Annotated in this window: 19 protein-coding genes and 2 pseudogenes; 4 read left to right on the top strand and 17 right to left on the bottom strand. The window is 60.5% G+C overall.

Annotation, left to right across the window (positions count from 1 at the left end; genetic code table 11):
* Positions 1-297: 297 nt before the first annotated feature.
* From JAO75_RS24060 to JAO75_RS24070, 3 genes and pseudogenes are all read left to right on the top strand, one after another.
* Positions 298-601: pseudogene (locus tag JAO75_RS24060) on the top strand (integrase core domain-containing protein); the annotation flags it as partial.
* 343 nt (positions 602-944) lie between these two features.
* A complete protein-coding gene (locus JAO75_RS25415) occupies positions 945-1,538 on the top strand; it encodes a hypothetical protein (RefSeq protein ID WP_199051744.1) in 594 nt (197 codons plus the stop codon).
* Between the two features lie 149 nt (positions 1,539-1,687).
* Positions 1,688-2,089, top strand: coding sequence for a PRC-barrel domain-containing protein (locus JAO75_RS24070; RefSeq protein WP_199051745.1), 402 nt, complete (start codon positions 1,688-1,690; stop codon positions 2,087-2,089).
* Between the two features lie 728 nt (positions 2,090-2,817).
* Here the strand turns inward: JAO75_RS24070 and JAO75_RS24075 are convergent.
* The 3 genes from JAO75_RS24075 to JAO75_RS24085 all read right to left on the bottom strand — a co-directional run bounded on the left by JAO75_RS24075 (position 2,818) and on the right by JAO75_RS24085 (position 5,043).
* Complete coding sequence (locus JAO75_RS24075; protein WP_199051746.1) at positions 2,818-3,972, bottom strand: HWE histidine kinase domain-containing protein; 1,155 nt, start codon at positions 3,970-3,972, stop codon at positions 2,818-2,820.
* 82 nt (positions 3,973-4,054) lie between these two features.
* Positions 4,055-4,450 carry a response regulator gene (locus tag JAO75_RS24080; protein WP_199051747.1) on the bottom strand — a complete coding sequence of 132 codons (396 nt, stop codon included), beginning with the start codon at positions 4,448-4,450 and terminating at the stop codon, positions 4,055-4,057.
* A 59-nt stretch (positions 4,451-4,509) separates the two neighbouring features.
* Entirely contained in the window at positions 4,510-5,043 is a 534-nt protein-coding gene (locus JAO75_RS24085) for a sigma-70 family RNA polymerase sigma factor (protein WP_199051760.1), read from the bottom strand.
* 399 nt (positions 5,044-5,442) lie between these two features.
* Here JAO75_RS24085 and JAO75_RS24090 point away from each other — a divergent pair, with 399 nt between their 5' ends.
* Positions 5,443-6,057: a hypothetical protein gene (locus tag JAO75_RS24090; RefSeq protein ID WP_199051748.1), complete on the top strand. Its 615-nt coding sequence runs from the start codon at positions 5,443-5,445 to the stop codon at positions 6,055-6,057.
* A 412-nt stretch (positions 6,058-6,469) separates the two neighbouring features.
* Here the strand turns inward: JAO75_RS24090 and JAO75_RS24095 are convergent.
* The 14 genes and pseudogenes from JAO75_RS24095 to JAO75_RS24160 all read right to left on the bottom strand — a co-directional run.
* A pseudogene (locus JAO75_RS24095) lies at positions 6,470-7,165 on the bottom strand (IS6 family transposase).
* A gap of 88 nt (positions 7,166-7,253) precedes the next feature.
* Positions 7,254-8,210 carry an MBL fold metallo-hydrolase gene (locus JAO75_RS24100; RefSeq protein ID WP_199051749.1) on the bottom strand — a complete coding sequence of 319 codons (957 nt, stop codon included), beginning with the start codon at positions 8,208-8,210 and terminating at the stop codon, positions 7,254-7,256.
* A 16-nt stretch (positions 8,211-8,226) separates the two neighbouring features.
* The gene (locus JAO75_RS24105) at positions 8,227-9,414 is read right to left on the bottom strand and encodes an NADH:flavin oxidoreductase/NADH oxidase (RefSeq protein ID WP_199051750.1); all 1,188 of its coding nucleotides are present in this window, start codon (positions 9,412-9,414) and stop codon (positions 8,227-8,229) included.
* Positions 9,415-9,452: 38 nt separating this feature from the next.
* Positions 9,453-11,189 (bottom strand): FAD-dependent oxidoreductase, encoded by a 1,737-nt coding sequence (locus JAO75_RS24110; RefSeq protein ID WP_199051751.1) that lies wholly within the window; start codon positions 11,187-11,189, stop codon positions 9,453-9,455.
* Positions 11,190-11,314: 125 nt separating this feature from the next.
* Positions 11,315-12,034 (bottom strand): EthD domain-containing protein, encoded by a 720-nt coding sequence (locus JAO75_RS24115; protein WP_199051752.1) that lies wholly within the window; start codon positions 12,032-12,034, stop codon positions 11,315-11,317.
* Positions 12,035-12,044: 10 nt separating this feature from the next.
* Positions 12,045-12,794 (bottom strand): SDR family NAD(P)-dependent oxidoreductase, encoded by a 750-nt coding sequence (locus JAO75_RS24120; protein ID WP_199051753.1) that lies wholly within the window; start codon positions 12,792-12,794, stop codon positions 12,045-12,047.
* Between the two features lie 216 nt (positions 12,795-13,010).
* A complete protein-coding gene (locus JAO75_RS24125) occupies positions 13,011-13,871 on the bottom strand; it encodes an IclR family transcriptional regulator (protein WP_199051754.1) in 861 nt (286 codons plus the stop codon).
* Positions 13,872-13,902: 31 nt separating this feature from the next.
* Complete coding sequence (locus JAO75_RS24130) at positions 13,903-14,625, bottom strand: ABC transporter ATP-binding protein (protein ID WP_199051755.1); 723 nt, start codon at positions 14,623-14,625, stop codon at positions 13,903-13,905.
* A 14-nt stretch (positions 14,626-14,639) separates the two neighbouring features.
* Complete coding sequence (locus JAO75_RS24135; protein ID WP_199051756.1) at positions 14,640-16,418, bottom strand: branched-chain amino acid ABC transporter ATP-binding protein/permease; 1,779 nt, start codon at positions 16,416-16,418, stop codon at positions 14,640-14,642.
* Positions 16,419-16,423: 5 nt separating this feature from the next.
* Positions 16,424-17,344: a branched-chain amino acid ABC transporter permease gene (locus JAO75_RS24140; RefSeq protein ID WP_190848560.1), complete on the bottom strand. Its 921-nt coding sequence runs from the start codon at positions 17,342-17,344 to the stop codon at positions 16,424-16,426.
* 72 nt (positions 17,345-17,416) lie between these two features.
* Entirely contained in the window at positions 17,417-18,610 is a 1,194-nt protein-coding gene (locus JAO75_RS24145) for an ABC transporter substrate-binding protein (RefSeq protein WP_246742702.1), read from the bottom strand.
* A gap of 431 nt (positions 18,611-19,041) precedes the next feature.
* Positions 19,042-19,677 (bottom strand): maleylacetoacetate isomerase, encoded by a 636-nt coding sequence (maiA, locus tag JAO75_RS24150; RefSeq protein ID WP_199051758.1) that lies wholly within the window; start codon positions 19,675-19,677, stop codon positions 19,042-19,044.
* Between the two features lie 10 nt (positions 19,678-19,687).
* Positions 19,688-20,995, bottom strand: coding sequence for a fumarylacetoacetase (gene fahA, locus JAO75_RS24155; protein WP_199051761.1), 1,308 nt, complete (start codon positions 20,993-20,995; stop codon positions 19,688-19,690).
* 8 nt (positions 20,996-21,003) lie between these two features.
* Positions 21,004-21,174 (bottom strand): homogentisate 1,2-dioxygenase domain-containing protein (locus JAO75_RS24160; protein ID WP_199051759.1); only part of this gene is annotated, 171 nt, incomplete at its 5' end.

Consider the following 21,174-nt stretch of genomic DNA (forward strand, 5'->3'; position numbering starts at 1 on the left):
TAGGCACCCAAAGCCTCGACGAGGCGATCGTAATCCGCCTTGGTGCTCAGGATGGTGAGCCGCCGGCGTCGGGCCTGTCCAGGGGCCTCAATCAGCACCTCGTGGCGGTGTTTGGCGATGTCGATTGCTACCAGAGTGGCAGGAGCAGGTGTAGGGTTGAGCTCGGTCATGGTCGGCTGGCCTCCAGCGTGTGTTCAGCGACATCACTGTGAGACCTGCTGGCCGGCCATGACCACCCCGGGCAGCGCGGCTGCGCAACCCGGACCAGCTCCGCCGCGCTGCTTCCCCATGTACTACGGCAGCGAATTCGTGGCCAAAGCGGTGCGCGAGTGGATTACGGCTGTGGGAGCCAGGACGGCTTACATCGAGCCGGGCAGTCCATGGGAGAACGGTGATTTACGAAAGCTTCAACTCGAAGCTGCGGGATGAACTGCTGAAAGGAGAAATCTTCTACACCTTGGACGAGGCGCAGGTGATCATCGAGAGTTGGCGCTGCCATTACAACACGGTGCGCCCGCACTCATCCCTGGGCTACCGGCCTCCCGCACCAGAGGCTCTGATCCCTGCTTCCAAGCTGGCGCCCAGACCAACCCTGAATTAACATCACACCCGGATCACCCGCATGGGGCAGGCCATCTGCCTTCCGAGCACTTTGGCTAGGGCGGTTACTTTCTTGTAGCGGAAGGTGTGCTTCCTGAACGAGGGTCTCACACAAGAATTACCAGTGACGGACTTGTTCCATTCCGTTCAAAGAAGCCATGAGATCACATCAAGCCGAAAGGCAGCAACACGATTCCTGGTCAGTCACAAGTTGCCAAGCGCGGTCTACATTCGGTGAGATGACTTACATAGGTTAAGAAATCCCGGAACGAGGCTCGCTGCCTCGGCGTTACAAATGGTGCAGGTTGACGACGAACTTGCTCTGAGCGTCCTGGAGGCCTCACATGACGAACCCGCCTGATGTTGTTGGTAGTCAATCCACTCCTGATCGGCAGGAGGGTAAACCTACTGGGCGCCCCTCAGACAACAGTCTGGCTGAAAATTCGCAGCAGAACCTCGATGCGAGGCTCGACCATGCGATTGAGGAGACCTTCCCAACGAGCGATCCAGTCTCCGTGACCATCACCAAAGCCCCTGAGCCTGATCAAGACGCCACACCCGCAACGGGGGATGACCAGCAGAGCCACGCGGGGCAAGAGTCAACCGAGGAAGTTCTGGATCAGGTGAGAGAGGCTTTACAAGACGTGGTTGATCAAGCGTCTGGTGCGGCCGGCGACATATACAGCCGAGGCGAGCACTACGCGCGGCGAGTGGGTGAACGCTACCCTCAAGCTCAGCAGTACGTTCGTGAGGGCCAAAGACTTGTGACCCAGCACACGACGGCAAACCCACTCCTCTCGCTCTTAGCCGCAGGAGCCATTGGCTATGTCCTGGGCTGGCTGATCCACGGCGAGAGGCGGGATCGGAAGCCTAATGTGCCGGATTATGGGCGAACCAGTCGTGGATATGCCCCACACCGTGACGAGCAGCGCCGATAGACGCTACTGGCGCTATCGAGATGCACACCAGCACAAAGACCGAACAAAGGCTGTGATCGCAAACTAACCACACGAACGCCTTACATCCCGCTGTCCCGTTGCCGGGAATAGAGGTGAACAGGGGCATCTATCTTGTGAGGAGATCGCATATGACACAGACGGACCCTTCAACAAATACCAATGCTCCCGGGGTGATGACCGGCAAGCCCTTGATCGAGAGTGATCGGGTTGAGGGAACGGCGGTCTATGATTCGCAAGGCAACCATCTGGGCTCGATCAAACGGCTGATGATCGAGAAGATCAGTGGCAAGGTTGCCTATGCGGTGATGAGCTTTGGCGGCTTCCTTGGCATGGGCGAGGATGAGCATACCATCCCGTGGAGCAAGCTCGACTACGACACCAGCTTAGGCGGCTACCGCACCGACATCTCAGAAGAGCAGCTTCGGGGCGCACCGAGCTTATCGCGAGATCGCGACTACGCCTGGTCCGACAGAGAGCGCGAGCGTGAACTGCACGATTACTGGAAGACACCCTACTACTGGGGCATCTGAGTTTGCAGGGATACCATTCTGACATCCTAGGCATCAGCCATAGGAGCGATCTGGCTCCTGTGGCTGTGATGACGAAGGGAGGGCATTGACGCAACTTGCAATCGCCGATCAAGTTGCGCAGATGGCAAGCAAGCGGCAACAGCGGGGAAACGTACCTTTCTGCCCGATATCCACAGCCCTCTGAAAAGATGGTTAACGTCACCTCAACGCCCAGGTACATCTACTTAGGCGGTGATTTGGAGGCGGTGATGGGAAGCAGCGGCACAGGTGGCAGAAGAGTTCCATCGGTTTCCGACGAAGACCTTCTGCGTACCATCAGCGAAGACCTCCGCAGCTTCTATGCTGACATCATCCGACAGCCTCTACCTCCGAAGATCGAAGCGGCTCTGGCTCGAATAGATCGAGTGCAAAGCCAAGGTAGTAACCTGCGCCAACCGGCGGCACATTGGGTCGGGACCTCGCTCGGGATTTAAGCACTTACCAAGACAGCAAAGGCCGCAGCTAGTGAGGCAGCAATGACGCTGTACTCGGCCCAGGCGTGCCATCGTAGTCTGCTATGGAAGTTCACTTCACCGAGCATCTCAATTCTCCGTAAGGTGCGGCTCAGGCTTTGCCGATGTTTGTTCCCGTATTGTTCTCAACTTACAAGCTTGGCGCATAGGATCAAGGTGTCAGGCGCATTTTCCACTGGAACCTGGCGCCTCATACCAGCGTGAGAGCGAAGCTGCTCAGTAGGTGGGGACCAGTCGCTGTTCGACCAACGGCGCTTCCATTCGAAAGCGCAGGCCCTCTTGGGCATACTGGACTTCCACCTCAGCGTTGCATTGCATTGGCAGAATTCGCTGGAGCAGAGTCGAGCCAAACCCGCGATGCAGAGGCTCCTTCACCTGAGGACCACCGACTTCTCTCCACTCCAGGTGAAGCTTCCTTGGCCCCTCGACCTCATCCACGGCCCACTGAACTCGGACATACCCCGTTGGATTCGAAAGAGCCCCATAGCGGACAGCATTCGTGGTCAGTTCGTGCAGCGCCATACCGACCGGCACCGCAAGATCAGCCGATAGCTCGACCGATGGACCAAGCAGCATAAAGCGTGGTAATCGGCTGTCGGCAAACGGCTTTAGCTCATTGAGGGCGATCTCCCGCAGGGGCGCAGTCTGCCAATAATCCTCTGTCAGGAGATTATGGGTTCTCGCCAGCGAGGTGATCCGCTTCGAGAACGAGTGGTAGAATTCGTCGAAACTGCCGGTGGAACGACCTGTGGCCCCGACCAGCGCCTGGACGGTCGCCAGAGTGTTCTTCACGCGGTGGTGAAGCTCTCTGACGAGCAGAGATTGCCGCTGCTCGATCTGGTGGCTGGCCTCCAGTCTCTCGTCCCGCTCAGCAATGGCCCGGCGCAGTTCCAGTTGTGACATAACCTGCCGTGCCAGCATCGTGAGGGTAAAAGCCTGCTCCTCGGCGAGGTTACGAGGCACATGGTCGAGCACACACAAAGCTCCCAAGGGCACACCATCTGGGGTTCGTAGCATGGCCCCGGCATAGAAGCGCAGGTGCGGCTCCCCCGACACTAAAGGATTGTCGGCAAAGCGAGGGTCCTCGGTCAGGTCAGGGACGATAGTCAGCCCTGGCAGAAGCATTGCGCTGAGGCAGATTGACCGATCCAGTGAAGTTTCGCGAACGCCCAGCCCCACCTCGGCCTTGAACCACTGCCTGCGCTCGTCGATGAGGCTGATTAGGGCAATGGGCGTCTGACACGCACGGGCAGCAAGCTCCACCAGATCGTCAAAGGCTGGCTCCGGCGGCGTATCGATGATCCGGTAGCTGCGCAGGGCCGCGAGCCGGTCACATTCTTTCCAGGCTGGAAGCAATTTGTCGTTCAACACGAGTCGGTTACTGCTGGGCCACCCGTGAGAACGCGGTTAACCTATGTTAGTTCAATCGAAGCGGTTGATTTCCCCAGGCCATTTAGAGACAACCGACCAGAAGCTGGTGACAGGCTTGGACCAGCACTGAGTGCGGAACAGGCTTCTCAATCCAGGTCACATGATCAAACTCAGCCAGAAGCTGTCGGTCCTTGTGATGACCCGAATAGATCAAAAATGGGACCTCACGGCGGCCTAACTCCAGGGCAATCTCCAGGCAGGGGCCATCCTTCAGGGCCACGTCCAGAATGGCAGTATCCGGCGTGGCGGTCTGAAGCCATCCGAGCGCCGCCGCGCAAGTCGTGAATGGACCAGCGGTCCTGTATCCGGCGTCCCGCAACTCGTCCTGGAGGTTTAGCGCGATGAGGGCCTCGTCCTCTAAGACGAGAACCAGCGGTTTACCATTCGCCTGATTAGTCATTCGAAAACGTTGAGCCATCGGGTTTGAATATACCCTGAACCGACAAGCTTGACCATGATCTCTGTCAGCGCACCGATCTACCCACTCGCCAGCGCTGCCTTTGTCAAATCATCAGGTCCCAGTTCCGCCTCGCATGTGAGATCCAAGAGGATTGATAACCTCGTTCGGGCGCGGTTCACGCGGCTTTCAACTGTGCCAACTGCCACGTCGCTTACCTCAGCCGCTTCTTCATAGGACATCCCTTGCGCTCCAACCAGGAGTAGAGCCTCTCGCTGATCCATTGGGAGTGTGGCCAAGGCTGCTCGGAAGGCCTTAAAGTCGAGACGGCCATGCTGATCCGGGTGTGTTCTGAGGCGAGCGGCGAAGGATCCATCTGCATCCTCCACCTCGCGCTTGCGGTACTCGGAATGAAAGAGATTACGCAGGATCGTGAAGAGCCACGCGTTAAGGTTCGTCCCTCGGTCGAATCGGTTGATAGAACCTAATGCCCGCACGACGGTGTCCTGCACCAGATCGTCAGCGCGATCAGAGTTGCCTGTCAGGGATATCGGAAAGGCGCGCAACTTCGGAATGGCCGCAACCATCTCGTCGCGCAGGCTGTCGTCAACCATGAGTTTCAGCAGCGCTACGGTCTGCTTCGATCTGACAGACAAGAAGTATCGGACTTGGCGATAAAGGAAGCCGTTCAGGGTCGGCATATTTTTCGCGCAAGGTGGCACCAATCCGCTCTTGGGTTTCAACCTGGACGTCCAGCCAAAGATTGTCGTCTCTCCAGGAATGAGGAACAACGATGATGTCTTCCTCCCGCCAGTCGTCGGATGCTTTAGGGCCCATCCGGATTCCTACCCATTCACTCTCTTTTTGGCGTTAGGCCATTAACGAGGAAAGCAGAGCGGCGTTCCTGTCCAACGGTCCCGTTTTGCTAACATATGTTTATTTCTCACGTGCAACAAAGTAGTAGGAACGGGAACAGCTTAGCCGCGTTTCTCCTTGCATCATAGGAGACGGCGATGCCAAAGCTCGGGACGATACTCGCAATACTGGCGAAGCCCTGCCGCCTTCTAACTGTAGCTCTAATCCTTCCAACTGCGTTAGGTGCTGGGTCAGCCCAAGCCCAGGGCATCTTCGGGCTGTTCCGAGCCTTCTCCCAGCCCACACCACCGGCGCCGCCGCAATCATTCAGCGATCAGCCTGATCCTGGGTTCGAGCAGGCACGTCGCAAAGCCCGACCGCGTCCGAAGCCCATGGTCGTGGAGCGGTTGGAAATCAAGACGCCCATTGCACCCAAGCCTCCTGGCGAGATTGCCAATCCTGTTCCGGCGCTTCTGGCGGACAGCACCTTGCGTCCTGGCGACATGGTCATGTTCCCGGATGGGCTGCGCGTGTTCACGGGGAAGCCTGGAAGCTCACACAAGCTCACGGACTTCAAGCCCTTAGCCCAAGCAGGCAAGCACCTGTCCCGTGCCACCCGCAAGCTTGTCGCCCATCTGCTCCCGGCAGAAAACCTCGCGTGGAACACGGATGTGATCAGGTCTGGTGGCAAGCTTGCGGCAAATACCAATGATATCTCGACAACGGGAAGCATCAGCCGCCCCAAGAGTCGGAAGGGATCAAGCTCGCGCTGACTCTCGTCTGAAATGAATCGACCCGTCTGAGCATGATGCTCGGACGGGTTTCTCTTCGATCTGAGTTCCGATGAGCCGGAGCAGTTCCTGCTGGTCTGGACGCTCACCACGATTCAGGAAGGTTGCAATGTCCATCATGCTTCACGTGCTCACCGGAGGCCGCACTGACCGCATGATGGACATACAAGGTTCCTTATGGTTTCGAATCAGATCCCATCGGTCATCGTTTGAGCTTTCGTAGAGCTTACGCGCCTTCCTTTATGCGGGCAGCTGTCAGACAGACGGAGCCATCCGCTGTGGCGCATTCCAAATGAAGGGTAGAACAGGTCTCGTGAGGGACCTGAGCGTTCTTCCGGAGGGCCTTGTCACAGGAACCTGATCCAAGGCACAAGTCAGGCTCGCTCTGATGTCATCATGCTGCGGCGGTCGCAATTTGCCATTGCGGTGCAGCCTCTGTCCAGAACAGGCGCAGCGTACGACGAGGGATCAAATGACGCTGGAGGTTGAAGGCGTTGTGGACTGCCGTATGCATCGTGAGGAAGAGCTAGGCTGAACCGGCTGACTTGAAGCCCTGCAACTTGCGCTCGCGTCGTCGCACCACCTGATGCGAGTTCTCGGCACGGTTGTTCTTGCGCAAGCCCTGCTCATGATGCGCGGAAAGCCCCAACTCGCGTTTGGCGGCTCCATACGACGTCAGCTTGTCGGTCACAAGCACCCCTGGAGCAAAGCCCTGCTTCTTGAGCAATTTGCGCGCGAGCTTCAGGGCGGCCGATTTATCCCGTCGCGCCTGCACATGCACGTTTAGAATCTCACCCTCGCTGTCGACGGCTCGCCACAGGTACATGCGTCTGCCCTGTATCGAGATCACCATCTCGTCCAGATGCCATATGCCTGTCGGACGAGGCCGTCGCTGGTGCAGCTTGCGAGCGATGACCGATCCAAACTTGAGAACCCACCGCCGGACAGTCTCATACGAGACTTCCAGCCCGCGTTCAGCGAGAAGTTCCTCGACGTCGCGGTAGCTAAGCGTGAAGCGAAGATACAACCAGATGGCGTACCGGATGACCTCGGGCGGGAACTGCTGTCGAGCATAGGAGATCGATTGCATCCCATATCCTACCGCACCTGAGCCCGACCCGTCAGCCATTCCCGTGACAATGCTCCTCCCGTAGTTGATTTCGCTCTGGCAGTTGCTTCTAGTCTTGCAGGGCTGCCCACATCTCCCGGTCTCGGTCAGCGGTCCAGGTCACCGGGTGATCGATGCCCGAGGCCTCGTCGAAGGCGCGCGAGACGTTGAACGGCAGGCAGTGCTCGTAGATGGCGAAGGAGCCGAACTTCGGGTCCATGACGTCGCGTGTGGCCGCAAAAGTCTCCTTCAGCGAGCGGCCGCGCGCCACCGACAATTCCGCTGCCCCATAGAGCGTGCCGACGAAATCCCGTGTCATGGCGACAGCCTCACGCACCTGGCGCTCGCCCTGCAGAGCATCACCGCGGCCGGGCGCGATCGCCTTGGGCTGGAAGTCCAGAATGGCGTCGAGCGTCTGAGGCCACTCGCGCAGGTGAGCGTCGCCGCAGTAGCAAGCCGAGTGATATTCCACGAGGTCGCCTGTGAACATCACCTCGGCATCTGGCACCCACGCTACGATGTCGCCGGCGGTATGCCCTGCGCCGAGGTGGAACAGCTTGACCTCGCGCTTGCCGAGAAACACCGACATGCCGCTCTCGAACGTCAGCGTCGGCCAGGTCAAGCCTTCCGGAATGCTGTTCTCGCCCCGGAACAGGCGAGGAAATCGCCCGATCTCAGAGGCTTTGTCCTGTTCGCCGCGCTCTACGATCAGGTCGTAGGTGGCGTTCGAGGCGATAATCCCTTGTGCGTTGTAGGCCGAGGCGCCGAGCACCCGCACGGCATGGTAATGGGACAGCACCACGTACTTGATCGGCTTGTCCGTCACGCTGCGCACACGAGCAATGACATCCTCCGCCATGGCCGGGGTGGCCTGAGCGTCGATGACCATGCAACCGTCATCGCCAATGATGATGCCTGTGTTCGGGTCGCCCTCGGCGGTATAGGCGTAGAGATCAGGCCCGATCTCGGTCAATGACACCGTCTTGTCTGACAGATCTCCTGTCGAGGCGAAGGCTATGCTGGACATCGTCTGCTTCTCCCGATTACCGGCCTGAGCCTGTGAGGCGTCTGGCGCTGTTGTCCGCGGAACGGAGTTTTTCAATCAAAGGCGCGCGCTTGGCGAGCCACGGCCCATGCTGAATGGGCCAGTCGTCAAACCGCAGGTCATGACCGAGATCGTGAGCCGCGTGATGGGGCCAATAAGGGTCGTAGAGCGCCTCCCGGCCGACCGCGATCAGATCCGCCCTGCCCTCCTGAAGGATGGCTTCCGCCTGCGGCCCATCGAGGATGACGCCCACAGCCTGCGTCAGGACATCGGCCTCACGGCGGATGCGCTCCGCAAGCGGAACCTGGAAGCCCAGCCCTCTTGGAACGTTCATGTTGCGCGTTTCGTCGGACAGGCCGCCCGACGAGCAATCGATGACGTCAACGCCGATGGCCTTGAGCGCGCGCGAGAGAATGACAGAGTCGTCCAGCCCCCAGCCGTCCTCGGTGCCGTCGACCGCGGAGATCCGCACGAAGAGCGGCTTGTCCTGAGGCCACGTTGCCCGGACATCGCGTGCAACCTCGAGAGCGAACCGCATGCGGTTGTCGCGGGAGCCGCCATAATGGTCGTCGCGGCGGTTGGAATGAGGCGACAGAAACGACGCCACGAGATAGCCGTGACCGAAATGCAGTTCGAGAACATCGAAGCCAGCCCTGTCGGCCCGCTCGGTCGCGGCAATGAACATTTGCCGGATCTCGGCGATGCCTGAGCGACTTAGGGCGTCCGGGACGGTCCACTCAGGGCCTGCGGCAAGGGCACTCGGACCGATGCGGCGCCAAGGCTCGCCCGTTTCCCTCAGTTGCTCCATGGTCAAGGCGCGCCCGCCCTCCCACAGGGCCTGCGACCCAGCTTTGCGTCCAGCATGGGCAATCTGGACGCCGATGGCCGCGCCGTTCTGATGCACGAAGTCGACGATCGCCCGGAATGGTGCGACCTGCTCATCCGACCAGAGCCCCACGTCGCGCACGCCGATCCGCGCTCCCGGCTCCACAGCGGTGCTCTCGACGAAGATCAGCCCCGCGCCGCCAAGGGCGAACTTGCCCAGATGAACCAGATGCCAGGCGCCGGCGCAGCCCCGCTCCTCTGCCGAATGCTGGCACATGGGCGAAATGACCACGCGGTTCTTGATCTCGATGCCGCGGATGCGCAGAGGCTGGAACAGGCACGGCCGGTGCGGTGACGTCATGTCGCTTCTACCTTCCTCGGCTGCGGCACGGGGGCGGCTTACGCCGCTGGCCTGCTCGTGACGGAAGTGCTCTCCTCCGTCACGCCCGCCAGATGGCGGCCGGCGATGTAGCCGAACGTCATGGCTGGGCCCAGCGTGATGCCACCGCCTGGATAATTGCCGCCCATGATGCTCGCCATGTCGTTGCCGGCGGCATAGAGGCCCGGAATGACCCGTCCACTCTCGTCGATAACCCGCGCATTCGGATCGGTGCGAAGACCCGCGAAGGTACCGAGATCGCCCGGCACGACCTTGACCGCATAGTAGGGGCCGCGCTCGATGGGACCGACACAGGGATTTGGCTTCTGGTCCGGATCGCCAAGATAGCGGTTATAGGCGGTGCTGCCGCGCTTGAATTGCGGATCGTCACCCTTCCGCGCATCGCGATTGAAGGTCTCTACGGTGTGTTCGAAGGCATTAGCGTCAATGCCGGCTTTCTGCGCGAGTTCGCGCAGCGTTCGTCCTTTGAGCAAATATCCGTTCTGCAGATAAGGTGTCAGGGGCACCGGAAAGGGCTTCACGAAACCGAGGCCATAGCGGCGGATCGTCGGATGATCGACGATGAGCCACGCCGCCTTTTCCGGATCGTCCCCGCAGGCGCCGATCATGGCCTGCACAAAGTCGTGGTAGGAATTGGATTCGTTGGTGAAGCGCTTGCCACTTTTGGTGACGGCGATGACGCCCGGCTTGCCGCGGTCGATGAAATGCGGGAACGGCCCCGATGTTCCGTCACGGCGTGGAACCAGCGAAACTGGCACCCAAGCCGCTGCATTCGGCAAACCCTCGATGGCGCGGCCTCCAACCTTCTCACCGAGCCGGATGCCATCACCCGTGTTGCCAGGAGGTGCCGGCGACCAGTGCTCCTGCCCAGTGGGAGCATGCGGGAACAGCTCTTTGCGGCGCAGCACATCCTGCGGGAAGCCGCCCGCGGCTAGCACGACGCCGCGGCGGGTGCGGACCTCGGTCACACCATCTTCCGTTTGCACCAGTGCGCCCTTGACAGCAGCATCCTCCACGATCAGGTCCTTCACCGGCGAGGAGGTCCAGATCGGAACATTGCGGTCAAAGGCGGATTTAGCGAGCCGCCCGATCAGCGCATTGCCGTTGGTCAGCCGCATCGCACGTCCGTGCGAGGCGAGATCCCGACCGTATTTCGCCAGAAGCACGCCCACATAAGCGGCCGATTTGACGGAGCGGGTGACGTTGAAGAAGTGCAGCAGTTCCTTCCCGGATCCGATCATCATACCGAGGAAGGTGATTTCCTTGAGCGGTGGCCTCAGGCGCGCTATTTCCTTGCCGAGTTTGCGGCCATCGTAAGGGGTCGCCACGATTGACCGGCCGCCGGACGTGCCGCCCGGCGCATCAGGATGATAGTCCGAGAAGGCAGGTCCGAGGGTGAACTCCATTTCGGTGTTCGTCTCGAAGAACTCAACCATCTTCGGGCCGTTTTCAAGAAAGGCATCGACACGGCCCGCATCGAAATGATTGCCGGCTTCGTGCTGGAGGTAGGTGCGCGCCGCTTCCTTGGAGTCGTTGAAGCCTTCCTTCTGCGCGAGCGGACTGCAGGGAATCCACATCCAGCCGCCGGAGCGTGCAGTCGTTCCGCCGAAGACCGGCTCCTTCTCAGTAACGATGACGTCGAGCCCATGGTGACGGGCCGTCAGAGCGGTCGCAAGACCGCCTGCTCCCGATCCGACAACAAGGACATCGCAGGTGACAGTCTTCGTTGGCTTCATGGCGTTCCTCGCATCTCGTAGCGGCCGGTCAATGCGCCGGGAGAACTTTGATTCAGCATACGCGAATGCGTTCGTTGATTTGTTTTAGACGAACGCATTCGCTCATTCAAGATATTTTGCAAGCCTCACGAGTTCGACTTCTGGCTCATCCCCGCTGGGACGACTTCATAGGTTTCCACGAGGAAAGTCGTGATTTCGGCGATGAAGTTGAGGGCATGCGTCTGCGAGATGTTTGCCGCCTGGGAACGGAACGCGGCCTCGACATCTGCAATGGAGCGAAACCAAAGTTCCACCATGCCATCGATGGGAAGAGCCTCGTAGGAGGCGGGCTGGCCGAGGCCCGAGCTTCTCCCGGTCACCAGGTTTTGGGTGTACCCCATCAGGTTCGGAAACTTGCTGACAGCTTCGGCGTGGAAGCCCCACCACTCCTCCTTGAACTGCTCAGGGGTCAGACCCGGCTTCCGTGTCAGAATTGACATGCGCTTCACGAGCCGCCCGGCAGAGGGATCGACGGGCACGACTACATTCTGCACGGCGGTGATCAGCGCCGTTGGACCGACGAAGAGCTGGTGGTCACGTGCGACGGCCTTGTACTCGTCGGAGGATAACGCCCTCGTCATCTGGTCTTCGCTGTCGAACCACAGCTCAGAAATGCCGTCGATGGACCAGGGGCCGCGGGCATGATCAATGGCAAGCTGGCGGTCGTCCACAACATGGTTCTGATGATAGCGTCGCAGGCCGGGCAGGCGCTCAGCCAGAGGGCCATGCACCTCGCGCCAGTGGCGACTGAACTCGGCCGGACTCACGTCAGGCCTGCGCGTGAGGAGCCCCATGCGAACGACCATGTTGGCCTCCTCAGACCGCCAGATAGCCGCCGTCGACGACGAGGGTCGTTCCAGTCACGTAGCTCGACATGCTGGACGCGAGGAAGACGGTCGGACCGACGAGTTCCTCCGGCTCCCCAAAGCGCCCAAGGGGAATTCGAGACAGGAAGCGCTCCGCCCGCTCGGGATTGGTGCGCGTTGCCTCGGTCATCGGCGTGTTGAGAGTGCCCGGAGCGATGGCATTGACGCGAACACCATCCTTGGCGAGTTCCTGCGCGAGATTCTGTGTCAGCATGCGCACGGCGGCCTTCGACGTCGAGTAGCTGATCGATGTCGCGGTCGACACGAAGGAGGCAATGGAGGCCATGTTAATTATCGTGCCTTTTGTCGCGCGCAAGGCCGAAACGAAGGCAAGCGTGACGTTCAGGGTGCCGTTCAGGTTCACCTGCATCGCGGCATCCCAGGAGCGCATCACATCCGGGCTGTCGATGGTGTTGCGCGGGCAGATGCCGGCATTGTTCACGAGGATGGAAACTTGCCCAATGGACGCTTCTATATCACGCGCCAGTGCACCGCATGCGTTTGAATCGGCAACATCGAGAGCAAAGGACCAAGCCTCTCCACCCTCCTTCACAATCGAATTGGCCGTGTGGGAGGCCGCCTCGCCATTCAGGTCGGTCGCGATGACCCGCGCCCCTTCCTTCGCTAGGCCACGCGCAATGGCAGCACCATTGCCCTGACCGGCGCCTGTGACCAGCGCAATACGCCCTTTGAGCAGCATTCGTTCCGGCTCCCTGACTTGGTTGGAAACACCGCCCGGTTTACCGCGGCGGCATTGACATCATAAGAGCATATGACGAATGCATTCGCAAATAGCGAATAGTAGTAAGTGCGTCCGATAGTGAAGCTTGCCACCCTGCGCAGGCAAAAGCACGCCAGGCGCCGCCAGAGTGTGGCGTGGAAGAGCGTTGAATCGAAAGCGCCAGAGGGAGAGAAGCTATGCCCGGCGGCGACGCTTCACGGGAGCATCAGTAGCCGCAGTCTGCGCAGCGTCCACCTGCGGCGTCCCATCGATGGCGTGGGGCATGTAACCGAGCTGGGCTGACAACCTGCGCGTGAACGCCAGCAGGGCCTTGGCGTCGGCACTCTCGGGGTGAATGTCAAGAACCCCAGTCGGTCCGATGACGGTGATGGCGAGTTGCATCTGTCCGCTGTAGTCGAATACGGGAGCCGCAATACCGTTGATGCCGGTGACGGGCTTGCTCTCCGTGGAGGCATAGCCAAGCCTTCTCGCGGTTATGATCTCGGCTTCAAGCTCCTTGCGCGACGTTGCCGTGCCCACGCCCTGGATGCGGGCTCCCTTCCGCAGTTCCTCGGCCAACTGAGCTTCGATGACTTTGGGCGACATAAAGGCCGCGAAGACTTTTCCGGTCGCGGTGCCGGTGACGGAAAACACGGTGCCAGTGCGCACGTTCACGTGGACCTGATCGCTGCCCTCTTGGACCTGTACGATGGTAGGACCATGGGTTCCCCACACAGCGATTGTCACCATGTGGTCGATCTGTTCCGCAAACTCGACGATGGCGTGACCTGCGAGCCGCAAGGGATCGAAGCTGCGCAGCCGTGCGATGCCGAGCTGGAGGGCGAAGGGACCAAGCTGATAACGGCCGCTTGCGATGTCCTGCTCCACAAGTTCGAGCTTGCGGAAGCTCACGAGGTAGGCATGGGCTTGGGCAGGGGCGACATCGGCCAAGGTTGCGAGTTCGCGCAGCATCAGGGGCTTTCCCGCTTTGACCAAAGCCGAGAGGATACGCCCCCCGACCTCGACCGATTGTACACCGCGTCCTTCTATGCTCATGACCTGCTCAGTGTTTGTGATCCGCCCCGCATCACGCGGCGTTGTGGGAAATCCCGAGATACGCCGCGCGGACCTTGGGGTCGTGGAGGAGCTGCTGCCCGGTGCCAGACAGTATAACACTCCCCGTTTCCAGCACGTAGGCCCGATCCGCAATAGCAAGTGCCATATTGGCCATCTGTTCCACAAGCAGGATGGTGATGCCGGACTTACGAAGGGATACGATGATGCCGAAGATCTCCTGGATGATCTTTGGCGCAAGCCCAAGGGAAGGCTCGTCGAGCAGAAGCAGACGGGGCTTTCCCATCAAGGCCCTTGCGATGGCCAGCATCTGCTGCTCGCCGCCCGACAGGGTGACAGCGAGCTGATCGCGCCGCTCACGCAAGCGCGGAAAAAGCTTGAACTGCTCCTCCACCTCGGCATCGAGGACATCGTTGGACAGCCGCCGGAAATAGGCTCCCAAGGTCAGATTGTCGTAGACTGTCTGGTCCGGAAAAACCTGACGCCCTTCCGGCGAGAGGGCGATCCCCCGCGCCACCTGCTTGTGGGGCGCAAGCTGCGAGATCTCTTCACCATCGAAGATGATCTGCCCTGAACTCACGGGCATCAGACCAGCAATACCTTTGAGCAAGGTGCTCTTGCCAGCCCCGTTCCCGCCCACGATAGCGACGACCTCCCCGGCATCCACATCAATGGAGGCCTTGCGAACCGCAGCAATCGGTCCATAGGCGAGATTCACGTCTTTCAGCTTCAGCATGCGAGCCCCCTGCCCTAGGCTGCCTCGACGGAGGTGCCAAGATAGGCCTCCATCACCCTTGGATCCGCTTGGACCTTGCTCGGCGCGCCCTCAGCGATCTTCTGACCGTAGTCGAGCACGATCACGTGGTCCGAAATCGACATGACGAGATCCATGTGGTGCTCGATCAGAAGAATGGTCATCCCCTCGTTGCGGATCCGCACCAGCAGCTGGCCGAGCTCCGCCGTTTCCTGCGGGTTCAAACCGGCTGCTGGCTCATCCAGGAGGAGGAGCAGAGGTTCCGAGGCCAGGGCCCGCGCCAGCTCGACGCGGCGCTGAAGACCGTAGGCGAGGCTTCCCGCCGGAGCGTCGGCATAGGGCAACAGCCCGGTGAACTGGAGGATATTGTTGACCTTCTGCAGGGCCTCGGCCTCCTCCCGCCGCGCCTTGGGCAACCCGAGGAGCGATGAGACAAATCCGTTCTGCATGCGGGAATGCTGCCCAAGAAGCACGTTCTCACGGACGGACAGATCCTTGAACAGCCTGAGATTCTGGAAGGTGCGCGCCACACCATGGCCGCAGATGCCATGAACCGTCTGCTGCGTGATGTCTTGGCCCAGGAACGTCACCTTACCGCGATCGGGCCGAATGATGCCGGTCAACATGTTGATGAAGGTGCTCTTGCCCGCGCCATTCGGTCCGATCAGGGCATGGATGTGACCTACTGTCAGGTTGACGGATACATCCTTGGCGGGAACGACGCCGCCAAAGGCCTTGTTGAGGCTGCCGGCCGTCAGCAAGCTTCCCGCGGCCGTCTGGGGGAGGGATCGGGTCGGCAGCTTCGATGCAGCCCGGCTCGGCTCAGCGCCTCTGCTAGCGCTATGACCAAGCCCGAACCTCCTGAAGAGTGAGCCGAAGACGCCGGCCAGTCCCTTCGGCATGGCATAGAGAGCGAACAGCAGCAGTGCACCGTTCACAAAATGCTCGATCCAGGTCCAGCGCGCCACGAGCGCCCCGATGATGACGAGGGTCACCGATCCTAGGAGCGGGCCATAGAGTGAGCCGCTGCCGCCGAACAGCACGAGAAGAAGGATGAAGATCGACAGGTGGAAATTGATGAAATCGGAGTTGATGTACTGGTTCTGCTGCGCCACGAGCGCGCCTGCCAGCCCGCAGGTCACAGCAGCGATAACGAAGGCAAGGACCTTGTAGCGGTACACCGCAACACCCACGGCACCGGCCGCTACCTCGTCAGCCTGCAGCGACAGGAAGGCGCGTCCGAACCGGCCCTGCAGAAGATTGCGCAGGAGAAGATGAGCGACGAGGCAGAGCCCTAGCCCGAACCAGACCCATTGCAGCATAGTGAAAGGCACGCCGCCGATATGGAGCGGCTGAATCGCATAGATGCCCATCGCGCCGCCGAACACCTCGGAGCCTTCCGTGACCACCTTTTCGATCACGATACCAAAGGCCAGGGTGACCATCGCAAGGCTCGGCCCTTTCACGCGCAGTGACGGCATCGCGATCAGGATGCCGAAGACGGCCGAAACGCCGCACGCTAAGAGAAGGGATAGCCAGGGACCGATTTCGTAGCGGGTTGTCAGCAGGGCCACAGCATAAGCACCTGCCGCGAACAATCCGGCCTGCCCGAGCGATTTCTGTCCAGCAAAGCCCAGGAGCACGTTCATGCCCGCTGCGCACAGGAAGTAGACGCAGATCATGAACAGGGTGCGAAGATAGAACTCGTTTTCGATGAACGACGCAACTGCGGCGATCACGGCTGCGACAGCGACGGATCCGATCAAGTGGCGCATGAGAGCTAAACCTTGTCGACAGCAGCCTGGCCGAAGAGGCCCGCCGGGCGAAACGCCAGAACCAGGATAATCAGGCCGAACACCACAATCTCACGCCATTGCGCCTGCCAGAGGCCCACGGCAGACTCCAGCACGCCCAGGATGAAGCCGCCATAAATGCAACCGCGTGGGTTGTTGAGGCCACCGATGATTGCCGCCGAGAAGGCCTTAAGGGCAAAACCAATGCCCATGAACAGGGATGCGGAGGCAATCGGCGCAATCAGAACGCCTGCCACGCCTGCGAGACCGCTTGACAGGGCGAAAGCGCCGATCATGACTAAGCCGACATTGATGCCCATCAGGCTCGCGATCTGGGGCGAGTGCGCCACAGCCATCATGGCCTTGCCGATGCGCGAGCGGCGCATCACCAGATCGAGCGCTACCATGATCAGGATGGCGCAAGCCAGGACCAGAAGCTCCTGCGGGCGTACGCCGGCTCCGGCGATTCGCAGCACGTCGTCTCCCAGCGGAGACGGCACCATGACGGGCGCAGGGCCCCAGACGGCAAGCCCGATGCTCTGGAGCATGACACCGAATCCGAGAGTGCTCATCACCCAGTTCATGCCCCCCTTCCCGGCGAACGGCCTGACCGCAAGCAGAAAGATGAGTACTCCCATTAAGCCCGCGACAGCCCCGGCGGCGATGACTGCCGCAGGGTACCGCCAGGCGGAAGCCGCCTCGCTTGGAACAGCCGTCGTTGTGCTCGCTAAGCCGGAGAACAGCAGGAGCATCGTCACGCCGATGAAGGCACCAAATGCGATGAACTCGCCTTGAGCAAAGTTCAGCGTCTTAGTGGTTGTGAAGGTGATGCTGAAACCGAGCGCGATCAGGGCGTAGACGCCACCGATGGCAAGGCCGCTGAGGAGTGTCTGGAGATAGACGTCCATGAAAGCTCCAACGGTGCAAAGTGCCGACGCCTGCCGGTCCGGAGAGGACCGGCAGGCTGTACAGCTAGAGTCTTATTGTGTGAAGTCGGCCGGCTTGAGAGCCTTCACAACATCGTCCGTGTAGGTGACCAGCTTTCCGTCCTTCCAGTGGGTCCAGCGATAGTCGGCGGCAGTCAGCGCCTCGTGCTCGGACGCGGAGAACGGCTTGTTGTAGGTCTTCATGATGCCTTCGACGGGCGCTTGAAGATTGTCGAGCGCCTCGCGCATCTTCGGCCCTTCCGTGCTGCCCGCCTGCTTGATCGCGGCAGCCGTAATCATGAGCGCGTCGTAGCAATGCGCTGCGAAGCTGAAAGCGCTCTTGGAGGCCATCTTCGGAGCTAGGCGATCGAAAAGCTGCTGCTGCTTGGGTGTGCGATCTTCGGTGATGGTGCGCATGAAGATCGGCTTCTCGGCCAACGTCTTGCCTGCGGTATCGAAGAAGCTCGCGTTATCCGCCGCCCAGGAGGTGAGGGTCACGGGGAAGTAGTTGATCTTCTCCATGCTGCGGACGAGCTGGGCGATTGGGGTTCCCTGCGCCCACACGAGGACCGCATCGGCCCCGGCAGATTTCATCTTGTTGAGCTGGGAGGTCATGTCAGTGTCGTTGACGCCGAACTTCTCAGTCGCCACCGGTTTCAGGCCCTTGGCTTCGGCGAGTTCCTGGAGATCCTTCAAACCACCCTGGCCGTAACCTGTGGTCTCAACGAGGAAGCCCACGTTCTTGATAGCAGGATTGTTCTTCGTATAGGCAATGAGGCCGGCAACCTGCGCCCGATCCACCATTGAGACGCGGTACATGTAGTTTTCAGCGTTGGCGCTTGCAGGCTTGGTGATGTCGGTGGCAGAGCCGATGCAGCCGATAGATGGATTCTTCTTCTGGTTGGGGATGTGCTTCCAAGCGAGCGCATTGCCGGAATTGGTCGGGCCGAGGACCGCCACAACCTTCTCGTTGTCAATGAGATCGCTCATATTCTGGATCGATTTCGGCGGCTGCGAGAGGTCATCGCGCACGACAAGGGTTAGCTTGCGGCCGAGCACACCGCCGGCTGCGTTGATGTCCTCGATGGCGGCTTGGATGCCGAGCACGCCAGCCTGCCCGCTCTGTGCAGACGGCGAAGCCGAAAGATCGCCGTTAAAACCAATCTTGATCTCTTGAGCATAAGCTGCCGAGGACATGGCGAGCGCGCTACCAAGGAGAGCTGTTTTCAGGGCTGTACGGTTTGGCATCATGTTTTCCTTCCCTCAAGGTTACGATTTCGGCTGCGGGTTCCACGCCTATTGCGCACAACCCGTCCGAGCTTTGGGCAGGCAGGGCCCGCCAGTTCTCAAAGGACCAAGGGAAGAAAGAGGAGTGCCGACTTTCGCCTGCTCACACTGTCTGCACCGTTTCCGGCAGTGCCGGCATCGGCGTTCGGGCGGTTCCTTCCCTTCTGTCTTTCATCTCGTCCGCTCTTTTGTCAGAGCTTGCCAACATACGTACCGATTAGCGAATGCGTTTGCAATAGACGAATGCATTGACTTTGGTAGTGGTGGCCGCGTGCATTCAGGGAAGGCCGTCTCGATACCGCTGAAAAGCGAAAGCGGCCGCTTATGGCGAAAGCGGCCGCTGTGAAGCTTCAGAGGACGAAACCTCGTTTCAGAATCCCTGCTGGTTGATCCTATTCTGCGTCCGGCTGGTTGGCAGGATGCGCGATGAGGAATGCTGAATGCTCACTGGCAACCTTCTCGACGCGGAGAATACGTGGGTAAGCCTCTAGTGACACCGCGAACCGCCGTGCTGCGTAGAGTTGCGGCAGGAGAAAGACATCGGCCAGTGTGGGCTCTGGACCGAAGCAAAAGCCTTCATTGCCGATGAGGGTTTCAACAGTCGAAAGCCCCTGTCCCACCCAGGTGGCGATCCAGGCGGTTACCTCCGGCTCTGAACGACCGAATTTTTTCCTGAGATGGTTGAGCGGACCGATATTGTGAAGCGGGTGAACATCGCAGCCGATGATCGACGCCACTGCCCTGACTTTGGCCCTTGCCATTGGATCGGCCGGGAGAAGCGCGGGTGTCGGATAGATCTCTTCAAGATACTCGAGAATTGCTGGAGACTGGATGAGAATGCGGCCATCGTCGAGCTCGAGCGTCGGCACCCGGCCCTGCGGGTTAATTGCCCGGTAGCTGGGAGCATTCTGCTCGCCCCCGTTGCGGACCAAATGAACGAAGGCCTGCTCCGCCTCAAGCTTCTTCAAGGCGAGGGCAATGCGCACCCGGTAGGAGGAGGTAGACCGCCAATACGTATAGAGCTTCATGCTTGCACCCTCACCCAGCTGGCAGGATCACGGCCCGGCATTCGCCGAAGCCGACCGGCGCAAAGCCATTCCGGCGGCCGCGGGCCCGCAGGATCACCTCGTCCCCATCCTCCAGGAAGCGACGTTCCTCTCCCGAGGCGAGGCTGATCGGGCTCTTCCCACCCAGGGTAGCCTCCAGAATGCTGCCGCAGCTGGATTGATCGGGACCCGAAATCGTTCCCGTGCCCAGGAGATCGCCGGGCTGCAGATTGCAGCCGTTGCTGGTGTGGTGCGTGACCATCTGGGCCACCGTCCAGTACATGTGCCTTGCATTCGAGAGAGCGAGCCGATGCGGCGGCAGTCCCTTTTCCCGCATCCCCGGGGTGAGAAGCAGAACCTCAAGTTCCAGATCCAGCGCGCCCTCGCGCCGATCCGCCTCCTCCGTCAGGTATGGCAGCGGTGCGGGATCGCCCTCGGGCCTGCTGGGCTGCGGGATACGGAACGGCGCCAGCGCCTCCGGCGTCACCATCCAGGCAGAGACGGTGCTGGCGAAGTTCTTGGCCAGAAACGGACCAAGCGGTTGGTATTCCCAGGCTTGGATATCGCGCGCCGACCAGTCATTCAGCAGGCAGAAGCCACCCACATGCTCAGATGCCTTACCGATATCGATGGGCGTGCCGAGTTCATTGCCGGGCCCCATCCAGACGCCCAGCTCCAGCTCATAATCGAGTCTCCGACTGGGCCCGAAGCCCGGCTCCGATGCATCCGGGGGCTTCGTTTGCCCCCGCGGCCGCCGCACTGGCACACCCGAGGGTCGGATCGACGACGCGCGGCCATGATAACCGATTGGAACGTACTTGTAGTTCGGCAGCAGCGGATTGTCGGGGCGAAACTGCTTGCCGACGTTGGTAGCGTGATGGATGCCGACATAGAAGTCTGTGTAGTCCCCGATGCGCGCCGGCAGGTGCAGCGTGCAGTCGGAAGCCACGTGCAGACACGGCTCTACCCTCCCCTGGTTAGAGCTGCCCGTCTTCAGCAGTTCGGACAGCCGTAGGCGGAGCGCCTGCCGGGGTCCCGCTCCGAGCGCCAGGAATTGATTGAGCACCGGACCGGACGCAGCTTCCGCTGCGCGTGCGGCCTCCCCGGTGAAGAGGCCGGCTGCCAAGGCAGCCGACAAGTCAAGGATCCGGTCGCCGATGGCTACGCCACCGCGCGGAGCGCCGCCAGCAGGGCTGAAGATTCCCAGCGGCAGGTTCTGGATCGGGAAATCGGAGTGACCGTTGGCAGAGACCACCCAGCTTTCAAGCGTGGGATCATGCGTGTGATCAAGTTGAGCCATGGTTTCGATCACCGCTGGTTCGGGTTGAAGTGCTTCTTCAGCTTTTGACCGTACGAGGCGTAGTCCTTCTGCAGCGACTCCGTCTCGGCCGCAAAGGCCGTGACCTTCTGCGGAAAGCGCGTCTCGAACATGAACGCCAATGTGCCCTCCAACTTGTGCGGCTTCAGCTCCACGTTGCT

This window comes from Microvirga splendida, from assembly GCF_016427565.1.
GTDB lineage: Bacteria > Pseudomonadota > Alphaproteobacteria > Rhizobiales > Beijerinckiaceae > Microvirga > Microvirga splendida.